This window comes from Rhizobium etli 8C-3 (genome assembly GCF_001908375.1).
GTDB lineage: Bacteria > Pseudomonadota > Alphaproteobacteria > Rhizobiales > Rhizobiaceae > Rhizobium > Rhizobium etli_B.
In genome coordinates this window covers 4,100,895-4,120,163 of sequence record NZ_CP017241.1, presented here as the reverse complement: position 1 = coordinate 4,120,163, position 19,269 = coordinate 4,100,895, and the positions used below count along the sequence as shown (strand labels likewise).

General features: G+C 58.8%; 13 protein-coding genes and 2 pseudogenes. 6 read left to right on the top strand and 9 right to left on the bottom strand.

Annotated features, from left to right (window positions below; all coding sequences use genetic code 11):
• Positions 1-14 precede the first annotated feature (14 nt).
• Complete coding sequence (locus tag AM571_RS20280; RefSeq protein ID WP_132552264.1) at positions 15-1,784, bottom strand: cytochrome c biogenesis protein DipZ; 1,770 nt, start codon at positions 1,782-1,784, stop codon at positions 15-17.
• Positions 1,785-2,103: 319 nt separating this feature from the next.
• Here AM571_RS20280 and AM571_RS20275 point away from each other — a divergent pair, with 319 nt between their 5' ends.
• The 4 genes and pseudogenes from AM571_RS20275 to AM571_RS37485 all read left to right on the top strand — a co-directional run.
• The gene (locus AM571_RS20275; RefSeq protein WP_074062940.1) at positions 2,104-3,150 is read left to right on the top strand and encodes an alpha/beta fold hydrolase; all 1,047 of its coding nucleotides are present in this window, start codon (positions 2,104-2,106) and stop codon (positions 3,148-3,150) included.
• Positions 3,151-3,249: 99 nt separating this feature from the next.
• A complete protein-coding gene (locus AM571_RS20270) occupies positions 3,250-3,990 on the top strand; it encodes a response regulator (protein WP_074062939.1) in 741 nt (246 codons plus the stop codon).
• Positions 3,987-5,303 carry a sensor histidine kinase gene (locus tag AM571_RS20265; protein ID WP_074062938.1) on the top strand — a complete coding sequence of 439 codons (1,317 nt, stop codon included), beginning with the start codon at positions 3,987-3,989 and terminating at the stop codon, positions 5,301-5,303. Before AM571_RS20270 ends, AM571_RS20265 begins: the two co-directional genes overlap by 4 nt.
• Positions 5,304-5,467: 164 nt before the next feature.
• Positions 5,468-5,575 (top strand): annotated as a pseudogene (locus AM571_RS37485) (peroxiredoxin); the annotation flags it as partial.
• A gap of 114 nt (positions 5,576-5,689) precedes the next feature.
• Here the strand turns inward: AM571_RS37485 and AM571_RS20260 are convergent.
• Complete coding sequence (locus AM571_RS20260) at positions 5,690-6,583, bottom strand: LysR family transcriptional regulator (protein WP_074063385.1); 894 nt, start codon at positions 6,581-6,583, stop codon at positions 5,690-5,692.
• Positions 6,584-6,913: 330 nt separating this feature from the next.
• On the opposite strand from AM571_RS20260, the gene AM571_RS20255 reads away from it, so the two are divergent.
• Together AM571_RS20255 and AM571_RS20250 are read left to right on the top strand one after the other, a co-directional pair.
• Positions 6,914-8,332, top strand: coding sequence for an aldehyde dehydrogenase family protein (locus AM571_RS20255; protein ID WP_074062937.1), 1,419 nt, complete (start codon positions 6,914-6,916; stop codon positions 8,330-8,332).
• Positions 8,333-8,993: 661 nt separating this feature from the next.
• The gene (locus AM571_RS20250) at positions 8,994-10,319 is read left to right on the top strand and encodes an epoxide hydrolase family protein (protein WP_074062936.1); all 1,326 of its coding nucleotides are present in this window, start codon (positions 8,994-8,996) and stop codon (positions 10,317-10,319) included.
• 831 nt (positions 10,320-11,150) lie between these two features.
• Here the strand turns inward: AM571_RS20250 and AM571_RS20240 are convergent.
• From AM571_RS20240 to obgE, 7 genes and pseudogenes are all read right to left on the bottom strand, one after another.
• Positions 11,151-11,827 (bottom strand): annotated as a pseudogene (locus AM571_RS20240) (aspartate/glutamate racemase family protein).
• A 425-nt stretch (positions 11,828-12,252) separates the two neighbouring features.
• Complete coding sequence (locus AM571_RS20235) at positions 12,253-12,861, bottom strand: NAD(P)/FAD-dependent oxidoreductase (RefSeq protein ID WP_237358568.1); 609 nt, start codon at positions 12,859-12,861, stop codon at positions 12,253-12,255.
• A gap of 234 nt (positions 12,862-13,095) precedes the next feature.
• Entirely contained in the window at positions 13,096-14,343 is a 1,248-nt protein-coding gene (locus AM571_RS20230; protein WP_132552267.1) for a TadE/TadG family type IV pilus assembly protein, read from the bottom strand.
• A gap of 753 nt (positions 14,344-15,096) precedes the next feature.
• A complete protein-coding gene (locus AM571_RS20225) occupies positions 15,097-15,681 on the bottom strand; it encodes a nicotinate-nucleotide adenylyltransferase (RefSeq protein WP_237358567.1) in 585 nt (194 codons plus the stop codon).
• A gap of 37 nt (positions 15,682-15,718) precedes the next feature.
• A complete protein-coding gene (locus tag AM571_RS20220; protein WP_074062932.1) occupies positions 15,719-17,002 on the bottom strand; it encodes a glutamate-5-semialdehyde dehydrogenase in 1,284 nt (427 codons plus the stop codon).
• Positions 16,995-18,164 carry a glutamate 5-kinase gene (gene proB, locus AM571_RS20215; RefSeq protein WP_074062931.1) on the bottom strand — a complete coding sequence of 390 codons (1,170 nt, stop codon included), beginning with the start codon at positions 18,162-18,164 and terminating at the stop codon, positions 16,995-16,997. Before proB ends, AM571_RS20220 begins: the two co-directional genes overlap by 8 nt.
• Positions 18,151-19,230 carry a GTPase ObgE gene (gene obgE / locus AM571_RS20210; RefSeq protein WP_074062930.1) on the bottom strand — a complete coding sequence of 360 codons (1,080 nt, stop codon included), beginning with the start codon at positions 19,228-19,230 and terminating at the stop codon, positions 18,151-18,153. The genes proB and obgE overlap by 14 nt, the downstream gene beginning before the upstream one ends.
• Positions 19,231-19,269 lie beyond the last annotated feature (39 nt).

The following is a 19,269-nucleotide window of genomic DNA, read 5'->3' as shown; positions in this document are numbered from 1 at the left end:
GGAAGGCTATCGGTTCAGCCGAAGGTGAAGGCGTAGGCTTCGACGCCCGGGTCGAGGAAGCGGATCTCGAAGTTTCGTGCTTCCACATCGCCGGCTTGGCGGACGAGCTGATAGAGCTTCGTAGAGGTGACAGTGCCGTTGCCATCGCTATCAACATCGGCGCCGTGATCTGCTCCAGGTGCTTTCCCGTCGATCGTCACCTTGAAGCGGACAGGCTTTCCCGAATGGCCGGGACCAAGGACCAGATGCAGGTCACGGGCGCTGAAGTGGTAGGCGATGCTGCCATCGGGTCGGTCCAAAACCGCCTGTTCCGCGCGGATCGTCCAGGTTCCGGAGAGGCCCCATTCGTTCAGGCCGGGACTGCTGAGCGAATACAGTTGGGACGCGTCGGCGCGAAGAGCTTCCGTCGATGCAAAACCCGTGGCGCGTTGGTAGCCCAGGTAGGTTTCGCCGGAACGAATGTGCTTCAGATCCGGGCTTGCCTCGGCGCCTTTTGCATTCGGCGCTACGGGTGAGCCAGCCTTCGTCTCGCTACCTGCCTCGCGCAGCAGATCCTGGATTGCCTGCTCGGTCTGTCGGTAGTTTCCTTCACCGAAATGGTGGTACCGGATCTGGCCCTTCGCATCGATCAGGTAATGCGCCGGCCAATAGCTGTTGTCGAACGCGCGCCAGATTTTGTAGTTGTTGTCGATCGCGACCGGGTAACCAATTTTGAAGTCGCTTACGGCCTGCTTGACGTTGTCGATCTTCTTTTCGAAAGCAAATTCCGGGGCGTGCACACCAACCACGACAAGACCCTGGTCCTTGTACTTCTCGTACCAGGCGCGGACGAAGGGCGTGGTGCGGATGCAGTTGATGCAGGAATAGGTCCAGAAGTCGATGAGCACGATCTTGCCGCGCAGTTGTCCGGTAGCGAGCGGCGGCGAGTTCAACCATTCCACAGCCCCATTCAGTGAAGGTGCAGGGCCTTCGACAGGCAGATTTGACCGAAACGGCGCCGCGGTGCTCACCGGGATCACGTTGGAATTGATAGCGACCTGCGACGCGGCGCCCGCGTTGGTGCGCAGCCGGTCGAGGACGGTTTGTTCGAAGGATGCGGTACTGGCATACGACAGTCTTGACAAAAGGCCGGTATCCAGGCCGAGCGCGATAATGGTGACGCCGGCCAGAACGGCGGCGCCCAGGATCTGACGGATCCGTTCGCTGAAGCCGAGCGACCGTTTCATGCCGGCGAAGACCTTGCCTCCGATCAATAGCGCAAAGGCAAGCGAGGTGGCAGCGCCGGCGGCATAGGCGGCAAGCAGCAAGCTTGTTTCAAGATTGGCGCCATGCAGTGCTGCACCCGTCAGCACAAGGCCGAGGATCGGCCCGGCGCAGGGCGCCCAAAGCAGGCCGGTGGCGATGCCCAGGATCAGCGAGCTTGCGACGGTGGGGACGGTGCCGGCCTTGCCGGAGGCATTGGCCAGGCGGCTGCCGAACTCCACGACCGGCCGGGTGATGAGGCTCGCTGCGCGCGGTGAGATCAGGCTGATGCCGAATACGGCAAGCAACGCGAGAGCGGCAAGCCGGCCATATTCATTGGCGTTGATCGCCCAACTGCCGCCAACAGCCGCCAGCGTCGCGACGGCGGCAAATGTAGCCGCCATGCCGGTAAGCATAGGCAGCGTGCTGCGGAGAAACGGCTTTCCTGCACGTGCGAAGACGAAGGGAAGGATGGGCAGGATGCAGGGGCTGAGGATAGTCAGCGCCCCGCCGAGATAGGCAATGATCAAAAGCGTCATCATCGTTTCCTTTGAAACAAGATTTAGAGGCTCTGGACGGCGATGTGGCGCGACCAGCAATGATGCCAGGTTGGAGACGTGACGTATCTCGGATGTGTCCGGGCTCTAGTGGATTTGTATGGAAATGTAGAAGAGGCGCTTGGACGACAGCTTTTAACGCGGTGACGCTTTTCCTCGTGGCGGGGAGCAAGGGAACGTATCAGAATGTATCTGAGCAAGGCCTTGCTACAGAACTATTCACAATCGATTGTCTCAAGACACATCGGGGATACATGAACCAGGCTTCTTGTCGATCGTATCAACACGGATCGGAGAGAAAGCAATGACTACCCACCAGATCGACCTTCAGCGCCGCCGTTTCTTCGGTATCGCAGCCATGACCGTCGCAGCTGTCGAACTTGGCGCAACGGGCCTGGCTAATGCCAAAACCACCGCCGCGTCTTCGGCATCTGCCAAGAGTGGGGGACATACATCCTTCGGTCCTTTAAAACAGATCGACGCAGGTGTGCTCAGCGTCGGTTACGCCGAAGCAGGCCCCGCGGACGGCCCGGCTGTCCTGCTCCTGCACGGTTGGCCCTATGACATTTATAGCTATGTCGATGTTGCACCGATTCTCGTTTCGGCAGGGTATCGCGTGCTCATCCCCTATCTGCGCGGTTACGGCACGACCCGTTTTCTATCGAGCGATACACCCCGCAACGGCCAGCAAGCCGCACTTGCGGCCGACATGATTGCGTTCCTTGACGCACTAGGTGTCAAACAAGCCGTAGTTGCAGGTTATGACTGGGGCGCTCGTACCGCCGACATCATGGCTGCTCTCTGGCCCGAACGTTGCAAAGCCCTGGTTTCGGTCAGCGGCTACCTCATAGGCAGCCAGAAGATCAACGAGAAGCCTCTCCCTCCGAAAGCGGAACTGTCCTGGTGGTACCAGTTTTATTTTGCCACCGAACGCGGCCGCGCCGGTTACGCCGCCAATACTCTCGATTTTGTCCGCCTGATCTGGCAGACGGCATCGCCGACCTGGAAGTTCAGCGACGAAACCTTCAATCGCTCGGCGCCTGCCTTCGATAATCCGGATCATGTGGCAATCACCATCCATAACTATCGCTGGCGTCTTGCGCTGGCTGAGGGCGAAGCCAAATATGATGCCTATGAAAGCCGGCTTGCGAAATTTCCTGTAATTACCGTGCCGACGATCACCATGGAAGGTGATGCCAATGGCGCGCCACATCCAGATCCGTCGACCTATGCGGCGAAGTTTTCCGGCAAATACGAACACCGCAATGTCAGCGGTGGCATCGGACACAATCTGCCGCAGGAAGCGCCTGAGGCTTTTGCCAAAGCCGTTTTGGACGTTGCGAAGCTTTAAGCTTGCCGCGGCCGGCGAACCGTTATCTTTAGTGAGTCTGCCAGTTGGTTACGCAGTAGCGGGTCTTTTAGGAGTGTCGGAACGTTGAAGGCAGCATCCATGGAACACATCGATCATATCCTTGTCGTCGACGACGACCGAGAAATCCGAGAACTGGTCTCGAACTACCTGAAAAAGAATGGCTTGCGCGCAACCGTGGCGGCCGACGGGCGGCAGATGAGAACCTTTCTGGAGGGGAACACGGTCGATCTGATCGTGCTCGACGTGATGATGCCGGGCGATGACGGCCTGGTCCTGTGCCGCGAGCTGCGGGCCGGTAAGCACAAAGCTACGCCCGTGCTCATGCTGACGGCGCGCGACGACGAGATGGACCGGATCATCGGACTGGAAATGGGTGCCGACGATTATCTGCCGAAACCCTTCGCGGCACGCGAGCTTCTCGCACGGATCAAGGCTGTGCTGCGTCGGACCCGGATGCTGCCGCCCAACCTGCAGATCAGCGAGGCCGGTCGGCTTTTGAGCTTCGGTGACTGGCGCCTTGATACGGTCGGACGTCATCTGCTCGACAAGGAGGGAACGGAGATCGCCTTGAGCGGCGCCGAATATCGGCTGCTCAGGGTCTTCATCGATCATCCCCAACGCGTCCTCAATCGTGACCAGCTGCTCAATCTCACGCAGGGTCGCGATGCGGAGCTGTTCGACCGGTCAATCGATCTCCTGGTGAGCCGCGTGCGCCAGCGGCTGGGCGACGATGCACGCGAGCCGACCTACATCAAGACGGTGCGCGCTGAAGGCTATGTTTTTTCGGTTCCGGTCGAGATTTCGGAGCCGAGGGCATGAGAGAGGGCAGCCGTCGCATCGGCTGGTGGCCGGGCTCGTTGCGGTCCCGGCTCTTTCTGATCCTGTTCGCCGGTCTCGCCATTGCCTATGGCCTGTCGTTCAGCATCCTCTTTGCCGAACGCTATATGTCGGCCAAGGCCGTCATGCTCGGCACGCTGGAGAGCGATCTGGCGACGTCGATCGCCGTCGTTGATCGCCTTCCCGCCAACGAGAGAGCCGATTGGGTCGATCGGCTGAGCCGCGGCAATTATCGCCTTGTTCTCGGTCCCGGCCTTCCGGGTGTTTCCGACATGTCCGGCCGGGGCGCTGAGATCGCGGAAAGAATAGAGGAGGCGGCCGGCCACAAGTTTCCGCTCAGGGTCGAATCCATCCCGGGTGATGGCAAGAGGCTTCAGGCCCACTTGACGTTGTCCGACGGCGCGCCATTGACGATCGATGTCACCCCGCGCGGCGTCATGCCGTTGGCCGAGTGGCTGCCCTATGTCTTCGCCGCGCAAATGGCGCTTTTGGTTCTGTGCACTTGGTTTGCGGTGCGCCAGGCCATCCGCCCCCTGAGCGCGCTTGCCGCAGCGGCCGAGGCGCTCGATCCAAGCAAAAAGGGATCGCCGATGAGCGCCGGCGGGCCGAGTGAAGTCGCCCACGCTGCCCGCGCCTTCAACGCGATGCGCGACCGGATCGCGCATTATCTGGAGGAGCGTGTACAGATTCTCGCGGCGATCTCGCACGACCTGCAGACACCGATCACCCGTATGCGGCTGCGCGCCGATATGGCTGACGATACGCCGGAGAAGGAAAAGCTGGTCAGCGACCTGCGGGAGATCGAGCGGCTGGTGCAGGACGGCATTGCCTACGCGCGCAGCTCGCACGGCAACGGCGAAAAGACCTCTCGGATCGATCTTGCCTCCTTCATCGACAGCATCGCCTACGACTACCAGGACACCGGAAAAGCCGTAACCGTTCTCGGCGTTATCCAGGGCACGGCGTCGACCAAACCGCACGCGCTGCGACGGATACTGACGAACTTTATAGATAACGCCATCAAGTTCGCCGGTAGCGCCGAGATCGCCGTCGAGCGGAGTGGCGAGGGCGATGTCGTCGTTACCGTGCTGGATCGCGGCCCGGGCATCCCTGACGATATGCTGGATAGCGCCATGCAACCCTTCTTCCGGATTGAGACATCGCGCAACCGTGACACAGGCGGAACAGGTCTTGGACTTGCGATCGCCCAGCAGCTTGCGGGAACGATCGGCGGCTCTGTGCGCCTCTATAATCGGCAAGGTGGGGGGCTGGCGGCTGAGGTGACTTTCCGCTGATCGGGCCAGCCTCGTGTTTTGGACAATGCGGGCGCCAGCGGGTGGTCACCGGCGACGCTTCGATACACATTCGGCGTTTTGGCAAACATGCCGGATTTGCCGATCGGTCAGAACAATCTTGTCAGAGAGCGCCGCTGTTGGCGGCGGAACGAAAGGAGTCTGCCATGACCGAGATTGAGAATGTCCTTTGAGCCGGCAGAACCCACACCTCCGGCGGGCGCGATGGTTTTGCGCGCAGCGACGACGGCGCGCAGGATATCAAGCTTGCGCCCTCGCCCTTGCCGGCCAAGCGGATGGCGTAACGTCTAATTAGACGCCGTCGCAGATCGGCTCATCCACGTGGCAGGAGCCGTTCCTTTCCTATCTCTCGCGGGCAGCGATGGAGCCTACTCCCGTCTGACCTCTCTGATGAGTTCGACGAAACTGCGTAGCTTCGCGGGTATGTGACGGCGGCCCGGATAGTAGAGGCAAAGGCCTGGATAGGGAGCCGTCCAATCTTCGAGGACTTTCTGAAGGCGACCATTCGCAAGGTCTTCAGAAACCTGCCACTCGTTCAGATAGGCCAGTCCCACCCCTTCTCTCGCGGCGCGAAGTATCAGGTCGCTGTCGTCGAGCGTCAGCTTGCCGTGGACGGTTATGCTGAAGGTCTGCCCCCTGCGCTCGAATTCCCAGCTATATAAGGCGCCATTGGCCATGCGAGCCCGGATGCACTGATGAGCCTGAAGATCGGCGGGGACTTCCGGTTCTCCGTAGTTCTTCAAGTATTCCGGTGCGCAGACAATCGCAGGGCGGATGCTGTCGCTGATCGGTACAACCACCATATCCGGCGGCACGGTCTCACGGATCCGGATTCCAGCATCAAAGCCCTGCGCGTTGATATCAACAAGCGCATCCTCCGTTACAATCTCCACCGCCACTTGCGGATAGCGGCGCATGTACTCGATCACGACGGGGGCAAGGATCATTCTGGTAGCGCCGATCGAGCTGTTTAAGCGTAGCGTACCCGTCGGCTCAACTCGATGCTCGTCGGCATGGGCAATGGCACTCCGGATCGCAGCCAGCGCCGGTGTAATCTCCGAAACGAACCGCTCGCCAGCTGCTGACAGCACTACGCTGCGGGTGGACCGATTGAAGAGCCGCACACCGATGCGGGTCTCCAACGCGCCGATCTGCTGGCTTAGTGCGGAGGAGGAGATACCCAGGTCGCGGGCGGCTGCGCGAAAGCCGCCGCGTGCGGCAACCGCGACCACCGCCTCAAGCTCCGCAAGTGATCCGCGCATCATTGTCCTTGTTCCCTTATCAGCTCGTGCAGGTTTGGTCTGCTTATCAGCATAATAGGCAAAAGCTACATTAGGCGCATCAGCTTGAGGGCGATCGACGCACGTCCCTCCAAAGGAGTGCATTAAGCAAGATTTCATCGGGGGTTCTGTTTCAACCGTGTCGACGGTTGCCACACGAGCTTTCGTTTTGCGTCCGACCCGAAACAGAAGAGACACAAGCCGAGGAGATGCTGTCTCTCCTTCGGCAATGATAGCGCGCAACATTCGATCTGCCCCTGGCGGCCTTGGGGCCAGCCAAATCCCGAACCATACCTTATTGAGGCCCGATCAATGCGATCAATCGAACATGTCTACATCAACGGCGAATTCGTGGTGCCGAAGGGCAATGAGCGGTCAGAGCTCATCAACCCGGCCACCGAAGAGAAAATTGGCGACGTGCGGCTTGGGAATGCGGAAGACGCAAAGGCTGCGGTGGAGGCCGCTAAGCAAGCTTTTCCCGCTTTAGCGGCATCAACGACGCAAGAGCGCATTGATATGCTCAGGAGCCTTCGCGATGTGATCGCAGCGAGGCCCGATGAGCTTGTTCAAGCCATGACAGAGGAGTACGGAGCTCCCGCTTACTTCACCGAGTTTTCAGTGCAGAACACGGCATCGATCTTCGATGTCATGGCAGAAACCGTGGCTGCCTACGACTTTGAACGAGTTGTTGGTAAAAGCACGGTAAGGATGCTCCCGCGCGGGGTGCTCGCCGCTATCACGCCTTGGAACAGCAACTTCGGATTTATCGCCACCAAGCTCGCTCATGCGATCGGTTCCGGTTCACCCCTGGTCATCAAACCGGCTGAACAGAGTGCCTTTCAAACCGAAGTGCTTGCTAAACGGCTGCATCAGGCTGGCCTCCCTGCAGGCGTTCTCAATATTGTCAACGGAACAGGCCCGGTCGTCGGCGCGGCGCTTACGAACGATCCGGATGTAGCAACTATCAGCTTCACCGGCTCCACGCAGGCAGCGAAAATCATTCAGCACGCAGCCATCGACGGAATCAAGAGAGTGGTTCTGGAACTGGGAGGCAAGGCGCCAACAATCATTCTGTCAGATGCCGACCTTGAAGAGGCGATCCCTATCGCGTTGATGTCCGGTTTCGCAAATAGCGGTCAGGCCTGTGTTGCGGGAAGCCGAATCCTGGCGCCACGGTCTCGACTAGTCGAGATTTCGGAGAGGCTGAGGATAGAAGCCGAAAGGCTGAAAGTCGGTGACCCTCGCGACCCCGAGGTTCGGATTGGGCCGCTTGCAAGCCGCGCTCAGTGGGAGAGAATTCAAACCTACATTCGCCTAGGCGCCGAACAAGGAGCCACCTTTCTTACAGGCGGGACTGGCCGACCCGCGGGCTTCGAAAAAGGATGGTTCGCTCGACCGACTATTTTCGCGGACGTGACGAACGATATGAGGATTGCTCGTGAAGAAATATTTGGTCCCGTGTTGTGCCTGATCGCCTATGCGGATGAGGACGAAGCCGTCAAAATCGCCAACGACAGCGATTACGGGCTACAGGCCTATGTGCTGGGATCTGACCTGCACCGTGCCAGGCAATTTTCCGAAAGGTTGATTGCTGGCCGCGTTGTGGTCAACGGCGCCCCCCACGATCCGCGAGCACCGTTCGGCGGCTTCAAACAATCCGGCATTGGCAGAGAAATCGGCGCCTACGGTCTCGACGGCATGCTCGAGCCACGGGCCATTCTCACCCCGTAGCTGAGCTTACTCAACAAAGACCTGGAGACCTTGACACGCCAAGAGCCAAGTATGCGACGACCTGGTCAATAGTGCTCGGTGTGGTCACTTTCGAGGCCCTTGAGCAGAGCCTCGGATAAGGAGTAAGCGCTCAGACCCCATATTCAACCTTTCCTCGATTGGGGGTCGTGCCGGGACGCCCCGATCTGCCGCTTGTCAATCAGCTAAAAGGCCGTTGGGCGAATTCCCCGAGGTTTTTCGGGCCGAAGTAGGACATCTGGGCTCACGGTGGTTGCCCTTGAGCCGGGCGGCGATGACCTCCCGGCGCATCTTGTGCTTGGACCGACGCACTCCTTGTTCTGGACGAGGCAGAAGAATTCGCCGCCACGATTCCGACCGGTGGATGGTTGTTAGCAAGTCCACAGTGTTAGGGGCGCGGAAGCACAATCTAAAGGCGGCGCTGGCGGGGGTTGAGCGATCGCCCAGCCGCTCGCGCTTTCAGGCTGGCAAAGCTGGCATCAGTAACCAGCACTGGCAACATTTGTATCTGCACGTTTCGGGGGGTCGGGAAGCAAACACTTCGTGACGCAGCAGCAGGCCCTAAGAAACAGCCGGGATACGATCGGCATCTACTTGTTCTTGGCGCGAAATAGTCGCGGAACGAAATGCGAAGGAGATAACTATGAATCAAGCTGCACACATCGGAAGATGGGGCCGACGAGCTGCTCTGGCCCTTGGATCGACGATGCTTGTTTCCGTGGCCAACTTTCAACCTGTCCTGGCGGCTGACAGTGGCCTCAAAGACCAAGTCGACAACTCAACCGCAGATGAAAGCATTCGGCCATTTCGGATCCATGTCGAGCAAGCGCAAATCAATGATCTGAAGAATAGGATTTTGAACACGCGTTGGCCGGATAAGGAGACTGTTGGGGACATCTCTCAGGGAATTCAGCTGGAACGGGTTCGAGAACTCGTCCACTACTGGGGTAGCAACTATGATTGGCGAAAGGCTGAGGATCAGCTCAATGCTTTGCCGCAATTCGTCACAACGATCGACGGTGTAGACATACAGTTTACGCATGTCCGCTCCCGCCATCCTAACGCTCTTCCTGTGGTCTTGACGCACGGGTGGCCGGGCTCGATTTTCGAGTTTATAAAGGTCATAGGTCCGTTAACTGACCCGACCGCATATGGCGGCAAGGCGGAAGATGCATTTGACGTGATCATTCCTTCAATCCCCGGATACGGTTTCTCAGGCCATCCGACAGACTTGGGTTGGGGGCCCGATCGCGTCGCGCGAGCCTGGGATACGCTGGTGAAGCGCCTTGGCTACACTCGCTATGTTTCTCAAGGCGGCGACCATGGTTCGGTGATCTCCGATGCACTGGCTCGGCAAGCACCGGAGGGGCTCCTCGGGATCCATCTGAATATGCCGGCTACCGTGCCTGGTTCGCTCATGAAGCGTATCAATGGTGGCGAGCCTGCGCCGGCCAATCTGTCGCCATTGGAGCGAGATGCCTACAATTCTCTAAGCGAATTCTTCGGCAGAAATGCTGCGTATGGAGCAATGATGGTCACGCGGCCCCAAACGATCGGGTACTCGCTGTCTGATTCCCCGGCCGGTCTTGCATCCTTTGTCTACGAGAAGTTCGTGCAATGGAGCGACAGCGACGGAGAGCCGGAACGCGTGCTCACCAAAGACGAAATGCTCAATGACATTACCCTTTATTGGCTGACCAACAGTGGCGCTTCAGCCTCCCGCTTTTATTGGGAGAACGACAACAACAACTTCAGCTCAGATGCTCAGAAGACCAAGGATATCAAAATTCCCGTTGGTATCACCGTCTTCCCGAAAGAGATCTACAAGGCGCCGGAGAGCTGGAGCAAGGAAGCTTATCCGTCGATAAACTATTACCATCAGGTTGATCATGGGGGGCATTTCGCGGCTTGGGAGCAGCCTGATATATTCGCAGAGGAGCTGCGTGCGGCCTTCAGGAAGGTCCGTTAAAACTTGCGACTTGCAAGGCGCAGGTCCTTACTGGGAGCTGCGCTTCGCCACTCAATCGCGATAGCGATCCAGTACCAGGCCCGATTAAGTTGTCATCGTGAAAGAGTCATGCCGTTGGCCGCACCTGCTCCCACGAAACAGGCTTCCGACACCGTGGCGATCCAACTTGGGAGCTCGTTTCGCAAGCGGTAACTCTTCGCTTGGAACATGAGGTTGGGAGCTGGATCTATCTCTCAGGCTGCGAACGCAGTGCGTTCTACCATCCAGTGATCCAGTGAGGATCGGACCATTATAGCAGAAGTTACGTCTGTGGCAGTGATCTTGATGAGGTGCTTTGCTGCATCGATGGCGATCGCGCTTCCTATAGACAAGCCGTTCTCAGCGCAGAACTCGTTTAATATTTTCCGTACCTCTAAGAGCGACACTGCTTTGTTCGGCATCTCGGTCTCCAGCTCTGCAAACTATGATGTTCGCTTGCTGTATGAAGCGGAGTTGTATCGGGGATTTTCCACGAGTGGCGAGAAGGGTATCTAAAAGTATGCTGACCCGTTTCAGATACGAAGGGTTACAAATTCGGCCGAACACCCTCCCTCCCCTGTGGCCATCCTGGGCACACTTCAATGAGCCGCATGCTGTACGGCTCATTGAATGAATTCCCGACTTAAAGCCTCGCCAGTCTGACCCAGCGCGATCAGGGCATAAAGATCCGTCACGCTTCCCAGTCGTCTACTTTGATGAGCGCGATCTGGGTGCTTTGTCTCTCTTAATCAGTCCCGTTACAGCTGTGGCAATCGATAGTCGAGTATGGGCGGCAATGGCATCTTCTCCCACCTATCGCTGCTCTAAACGCCGTTTCACGTTTTCAACCCCAAGTACGGGGCTTGTCAGAACTGGAACGCGGTGAGCCGTGCCGCTCACTGCACGAGCCATCGAGGCCTGCGCAAGAACGACCACATCGACCTTCTGCGACAACTCTTCGAGAACTTGGCGGATTTGCGCGTCATGGGCTTCGATATCTCCGCCGGCGAGGAGTTGAAAGGCTCCCTCAATAAGCTCATGGTCGATCGCTACGTCCTTACCGGCATCGCATGCCTGGCGCCTCAGCAGATCCACTGTCGGCACCAGCGTCGTAGACAAGGTTGCTAAGACGCCTATGCGGTGTCCATGCTCGACAGCGGCTTTGGCCATGCCTCATCAATACGGAACAGCGGAACAGGGCAAAGCGGGGCAATGGCATCGACTGCCGGTCCGAGAGTCGAGCATGTGACGACAACTGCACCTGCCCCGGCGTCGACTGCCGACCATATGTAGATGGCGAGCCTTCGTTTCGTCAGATCGGACAGCGACCAGCGCTCAATGGTATCTCTCAAGAGGCTCTCGTCGAGGATCGCGAACGGCTTCCAGTTCGGAAAATGTTCTTTGGCGAGGCCCTCGAACTCGAAAACAAGACCGGAAACCGTATGGATGAAAGCCAGCTTGGCGGAAGAGCTTGTATCTTGGATTGACATAGGGTTTCCATCTCTTTGCTAAGGAGCCGAGTTGGCGAAACGGGATTATTGCAGCAGTTCATCAATCTGGCATCACGTGAGAATCCACTCCTGCGGCTTCCGGCAGAGGTTTAGACTAGCAGTGTTTCTTCCAGTAACCCCGGCTTCCCGGACGTCGCTCTCCAGGTCTTGGGCTGCAATGCCGAGCCGTGATGTGCCGAAGGACCGAGGCATAGTCGCCACGAAGATCGCAAATAGTCTCGCCCGTCATCCCGCACGCATCCGCGACCCTCAGGTTCCTGCCGTGCGAGCTGCCGGCGATGCACCTGTGCGACCGCATCGGCCAGATCGGCCACGAAACCGTCCAGATCGCTTGAGCCTGCAGATATGCGGCCAGACCCGCAATCGCTCAGCGCTCTTTGCCGTCGCGACGCGGGAAAACTGCATCAGATGGCGCCAATTACAATTTTCGATCTGTCCGTGAAGCGCGACAGGCGGAATGGATCTGGATCGACACTTGCCGCGTCGCCCGCTACCAGATCCGCCGCCAGATGGCCAATGCCAGGGCCGGCGCCGAAGCCGTGTCCGGAACAGCCTGCGGCGACGAACACACCGCCGATGCTCTCCACTGGCGAAATCACGGGTATGGCGTCTGGTGTGGAATCGACATATCCACCCCAGGAGGACACGACGCCGGCATCGGCAACAGCGGGGAACAGGGCTTTTATCCGTGCCATTATAGTCGCCATCATCCGCATGTCCGGAGCGGGATCGAGGACGCGGATGCGCTCAAAGGGGGTCGGCCTGTCGAGATGCCAGCGACCAAGTGTTTCCGGGCCCTGAAAGAACGAGCGACCGGATGCCGATCTCGACGGCCTTGCGTCGTTTGATGAACATCGGCAGAAACGGTCGGGCATAGCTATCGTGTAGCTGCCATCGATCCGGCGCGTCAGGGCACACTCAGACGTGTAGATTGCTCCGCCAAGATCCGGTGCAGGACCGGTCCGTAGGGCGGTCTGACGGACGCTGGCCTGCGGCAGCGAAACCGCATGCATGCGCAGGAAAGAAGAAGCCCAGGCACCAGCGGCACATAGGACCGCGCTGGTCATGGCGCGACAGTTCATCAGAACTGCGCGGCACGCGGCCTGGATATCACCAATGGTAAAGTGAGCGGTGTCGTCACCGAGAAAGGCCTTATCCGCAACCACGTCTGGGCAGTGCGAAAGATCAGGCAGGCTCTAGTGTGCGGTGACAAGACGCCAAAGATGAAGCCGCCGTCCGTTGTACCCTCATTGGACAAGCTGGACTGCACCCGGATTATTAATCTCGTTGTTTGCCAGTTCCGACTTGCACTCCAGCTTGAAAGTGCTGTTGCCGGTCATGGTTATTTTCTGGCCGATGATTCGGACGCAGTCGCCGGACGTCGTACCATTGCCGGAATACTGGATTTCTTCGGCTGCTGGCATGTAGATGATGCCGCTGATGTTCGAGTTGCTGTTGCCATTGATCACCGCGGAGGCCGTGTTATCGCGGTCGGCGACGAAAACGAAACCCGCCCATGGGCCAGATGTCGGGGCGGTGACATTAACGGTCGAACCGCCGTGAATGTCGATTTCAGCGCCGTTGAGCAGGAAGAATGTGACCCCTTCGCCAGTGACGACCGACTGGCTTCCGAAACTCAGCTTGCCCCCGTTGATGATGTAGTCACCGGGTTGCAGCGTCACATTGCCCTTGACTTGCAGACCCTTGTACGTCCCTGGCTCCAGTTCGCCGGAGGCGTTGTTCTTGGCCAAGGTCCCTGCTTTCGGCATCGTTTTGAACCTGAACGGGTCAAGGGCCGCTGCCGTTCCCTCATAAGGCTTGTCGCATTCGAGATCGATTTTGTACGGCGAGGCCGCGACCTTGCCTGGCGTATAAAGACATTCCGTCTTCAGGCTTCCAGATCCGCCGACATAGATGGCTTCGTTGCTGTGCGAGTTCGCGGTGATCGCGCAATTCGAGGTGTCGACCTTCGAACTACCTGTAACCTCGAAGGCGCGATCTGCTGTCGGGCTGAGCGCCAGAATGCAGGCTTCATTGCCCGCTTGGTAAGCGGTGCTGCTGCGGCGGGAGATGGGGAACGATAATCGAGTGAGGAATACCGGGTCGTAGTCGACTGCATAGTTAGCCGTCGCAAATACCTGCTGTCCCGCCATTGAATAGGCGATCTGCAGGGACGGAGGTTCCTCTGCCGGGGTCATTGCATCGTTGGCCTCATTGACAATACCCGCCGTTTGGTAATTGCCGAAGAACATCTCGTTCGCCAATTGAGTGGCTTCCGCCTCACTGTAGCCTTCGCCGTAAAGGCGCACCGCCGCAAGCGTGGCGCTGTCCAGCGCCTCTTGCAACTTGTCAGCTTCGAATCTGGCGTTGACGAAGTCGATCGCGATGGAGGCCGCCCCCAGTAAGGGAACGATTGCAGCCGCAGTCAGGATTGTGAAGTTGCCGCCCTCGTCCCGAATAAGCCGATCGAAATGCCGTTTGAGAAATTCACCCATTCTTATCCCCCAGTTCCAAGTAGCCCAGGAGGACATATTAGGCTCCAGCAATATACGATTGATTGCTTCTTTTGTTCGAATTGTACGTATCCCAAAGAATAAAAATCCTGCTTATATGCCAAAAATCCCCGCTTTTGCGCGTTCTCGGGACGGTTGGATCCATCCAGCGCAAGTCCCTATGCGACAGCTCGTTAAGTTTTTCGGCAAGCAGTGGTCACGCGGAAAAGACCCGGCACGTGCTCCGAGCCGCGAGGGCCGAAGTACCGAGGTAAACTAGGCGGAGACGATTCGAAGGCGGTTCGGAAGCAAGTCCAGACCCGATTGCTCCGGCATCCGGAGAACGCGTCGGGCGAAATAACTGCCCTGCCGTGTCGCGTCTGCTGTCCAATCCCGAAAACATCCGCGGACCAGCCTGCGCTACGACCTGACGCGCTGCCGCGGGCCTTGTCCTACTTCGTGGTGTTGTCGCGTTCTGCGGCCCGCAGACCGTCCGCAATGCCTCAAAAAGCGGCAACACGCAGGATGGCAATCATTGAGACTTGCGCTGATCGCATTGCTGCAATGCAATATACGATATTCCAGTTTTTCGAAATTATGATAAAACATACTTATCGAAACGGCGATCTCCTCCTCCCAAAGCCGTTAGATATCCGGTCGGCAGCACTCCTCCTCCCAGCTGTCGATCAAGTTTATAAAGCCCGACGGATCCTCCCCCGTCGGGCTTTTCATTTGTCAGCCTTGCTGAAACTGCCGCTACTCAGCCGCTTTGCGAATTGCAGTCGAACTCAATGCCGAGCGCGGGCCATGAATAAAGGTCCAGGCAGGCGCGGATTTTTTCCAGAGCGCGCGGGCATCGTCCTCGTCGATACGCGCGAAATCGAAGGTCTTTGCCATTTTCGACGATAGATAGGAAAGCGTCGCACCGGGGCGATCGATGACGGCGATCGGGAAGGTGCGCGCAATCACTTGCCACTTTTGCCATTTGTGGAAGGTTTGAAGGCTGTCGGCACCCATGATCCAGATGAAGTGGATGTTGGGATTGCGTGCCTTTACCCTGGCGAGTGTGGTTGCCGTGTAACTAACTCCGAAGGCCTGTTCGAATGCAGTCACCTTGATATGCGGATCGGTTGTGATCGCTTCGCTGAGCGCGATCCGCTCGGCAAGCGGCGCAAGATGATTGCGGTTCTTCAGCGGGTTGCCGGGTGTAACCATCCACCACAGTTGATCGAGGCCGAGGCGCCGTATGGCGATCTCCGCAACCAGCGCATGCCCCTGATGCGGTGGATTGAAGGATCCGCCGAAAAGCCCGACGACCATGCCGCGCTCGATGTGCGGCATGCGAAGGTAGCGACGGTCTACTTCGTCTGTCGTCACGTCAGGACCGCGTTTGTCCGGTGCCGCGCACGCGATATTTGAAGGAAGTGAGCTGCTCGACGCCAACAGGACCGCGGGCATGCATCTTGCCCGTCGCAATTCCGATTTCCGCACCCATGCCAAACTCGCCGCCGTCGGCGAATTGTGTGGAAGCGTTATGCAGCAGGATGGCCGAATCGATCTCGGTGAAAAATCGCTCGACGACGGCCGGATCTTCCGCGATCACGGCTTCCGTGTGGTTCGACGAATACTTTTGGATATGCGCGATCGCGCCCGAAATACCGTCAACAACGGCAACGGAAATGACGGCATCGAGATATTCGGTCGACCAATCCTCCTCGGTCGCTGGCTTCAAGCCCGGGGCAACCTTCAACACCGTGGCGGATGCGCGGATTTCACAGCCGGCCCTCGCCAGCATTTCGAGAAGCGGTGTCAGATGCGTGCCGATTGCAGCGCCGTCGACAAGCAGGGTTTCCACGGCCCCGCAGATGCCTGTGCGGCGCATTTTGGCATTGACGATGATCCTCTTTGCCATTTCGATATCGGCAGACTTGTCTACATAGATGTGGCAAAGGCCCTCGAGGTGGGCAAAAACTGGCACGCGGGCCTCGTTCTGCACGCGGGCGACAAGGCTCTTTCCGCCACGTGGCACGATGACGTCGATCGCCCCTTCCAGGCCTCGCAGCATGGCGCCAACGGCGGCACGGTCCGAAACCGGAACAAGCTGTATGGCATGCCGCGGAAGATCTGCTACCTTCAGTCCTTCGACGAGGCAGGCATGGATTGCCTGCGATGAACGGCGCGAGTCCGAACCGCACCGCAAGATCACAGCATTGCCTGCCTTCAGGCAAAGCGCACCGGCATCTGCCGTCACGTTCGGCCGGCTTTCGAAGATGACGCCGATGACGCCGAGAGGTGTGCGGACCCGCTCGATCTTCAGTCCGTTCGGCCGATCCCAGGAAGCGATCACTTCTCCGACCGGATCTTTCAGCGCAGCAATGGCGCGGATGCCTTCGGCCATTTCGGTGATGCGCTGATCGTTCAGTGTCAGGCGATCGATGAAGGAAGCAAGCATATCGGTGCCGGCGACATCGTGCAGATCCTTGGCGTTTTCGGCAAGGATGCGCTCCTTGCTTGCGAGGATCGCGTCGGCCATTGCGTTCAGCGCCCTGTTCTTGGCTTCGGTGGACGCAAAGCCTAACGGTCGTGCGGCGGCCCTAGCCTTGCGGCCGATGTCGTTCATCAGCGTGTCAATGTCAGGGCCTTGCACAACAGTCTCAAGCATGGGCCGCGTCCTTCTTCTGTCTTTCTGATTTCGAATTTGCCTGTGACGTCAACACCATATCGTCTCGATGGATCATAGCGGTGCGGCCGGGGTAGCCGAGGATCGCTTCGATCTCGGCGGACTTGCGGCCAACGATCCTGCGGGCGTCTTCTGCGTCGTAGCTGACGAGGCCGCGGGCGATCTCGCGCCCGGAAGGGCCAATAATTGCCACGGTGTCACCCCGGCTAAAAAGTCCGACCACCTTGCGAACGCCAGCGGGAAGCAGGCTCTTGCCCGCACCGAGCGCCGTCACGGCGCCGTCGTCGACATGCAGTTCTCCAGCTGGCTGCAACTGACCTGCGATCCAGGTCTTGCGCGCGGTCACGGGGGTGCCGGAGGGTGCGAACCAGGAGGACCGTGCGCCATTCAAGATCGCCGATAGCGGGCTATCCGTTTTGCCGGAAGCAATGATCATGGCGCAGCCCGACGTCGTCGCGATCTTGCCGGCGTCGATTTTCGTGCGCATGCCGCCGCGCGACAGCTCGGAAGCAGCGCCGCCTGCCATGGCTTCGATCTCCGGAGTGATTTCGGCGATCGTCTCAAGGAACTTAGCCGCGGGATCGAGGTGCGGCGGCGCCGTATAAAGCCCATCGATATCGGATAGAAGGATCAAGAGGTCGGCGCCGGTCATCGTTGCGACACGAGCTGCGAGGCGATCATTGTCGCCGTACCGGATTTCGCTGGTTGCGACGGTGTCGTTCTCATTGATGATCGGAACGGCGCCGATCTTGAGCAACTGGTTGATCGTGGCACGGGCATTCAAATAGCGGCGACGTTCTTCAGTGTCGCCGAGCGTCAGCAGGATCTGGCCCGCCACGATCTGATCCCGCGATAGGCTTTCCGACCAGGCACGCGCCAGCGAAATCTGGCCGACAGCTGCGGCCGCCTGGCTTTCCTCCAGTTTCAGTGCACCGGAAGGCAGATCCAGCACCGAGCGGCCGAGCGCGATTGCGCCCGACGAGACCACAAGCACATCCGCGCCTCTTGCCTTCAGTGCGGCGATATCGGCGCACATTGCATGGAGCCACGCGCTTTTGAGCCCGCTCTTGCGGTCGACGAGGAGTGCTGAGCCGATCTTGATGACGATGCGGCGGTAGCGATCGAGCGGCTTACGCGTCGTCATCCATTCTGTCCTCATCGCTCGTAATCATGTCGCGATGCCGCAGCTTGGGCGCTTTGGCCGGCTTTTCGCCGCCCGCATTCGCCTCGACAATGATGTCGCGCAGGGCTCGCAGAACCTCGGTCATGCCCTTCCCGGTTGCGGCCGAAATCTGGAACGGCGTCTTTCCGCAAGCCTTGGCAAGCTCCTTCGTCTTCCTCTTCAGCGTCGCATCGTCGAGCACGTCGATCTGCGAGAGCGCAACGATTTCCGGTTTGTCGGTCAGTTCGTTTCCATAGGCCTCAAGCTCGTTCTTCACCGTCGTATAGGCTTTGCCGACCTTTTCCTCCTGCGCCGAGACCAGATGCAGCAGCACGCGCGTACGCTCGACATGGCCGAGGAAACGGTCGCCGATGCCGATCCCCTCGTGCGCGCCCTCGATCAGGCCAGGGATGTCTGCAAGAATGAACTCCTGTCCGTCGATCGTTGCCACGCCGAGGTTCGGGTGCAGCGTGGTGAAGGGATAGTTGGCGATCTTTGGCCGCGCGCGGGTGACTGCCGCCAGGAAAGTGGACTTGCCGGCATTGGGCAGACCGACGAGCCCGGCGTCTGCAATCAGCTTCAGATGCAGCCAGATCGTCTTTTCCTCGCCAGGCAATCCGGGATTTGCCCAATCCGGCGCCTGATTGACCGAAGACTTGAAATGCGCATTCCCAAAGCCGCCGTTGCCGCCTGCGGCAAGCCGGAAACGCTGTCCTTCTTCCGTCAGGTCGCAGATCAGCGTTTCCTGGTCTTCTTCCAGGACCTGTGTTCCGACCGGAACCTTGAGAGTTACGTCTTCTCCATTGGCGCCGGTGCGGTTTTTGCCCATGCCGTGCATGCCGATCTTGGCCTTGAAATGCTGCTGGTAGCGGAAGTCGATAAGCGTATTGAGGCCATTGACGGCTTCAATCCAGACATCGCCGCCGCGTCCGCCATCGCCGCCGTCCGGTCCGCCGAACTCGATGAACTTCTCGCGCCGGAACGAGACGCTGCCTGCGCCGCCGTCACCGGACCGAATATAGACCTTTGCTTCGTCGAGAAATTTCATTTTACTTCCATCATCGGTGGCTTTTTACGCGCCCCATCC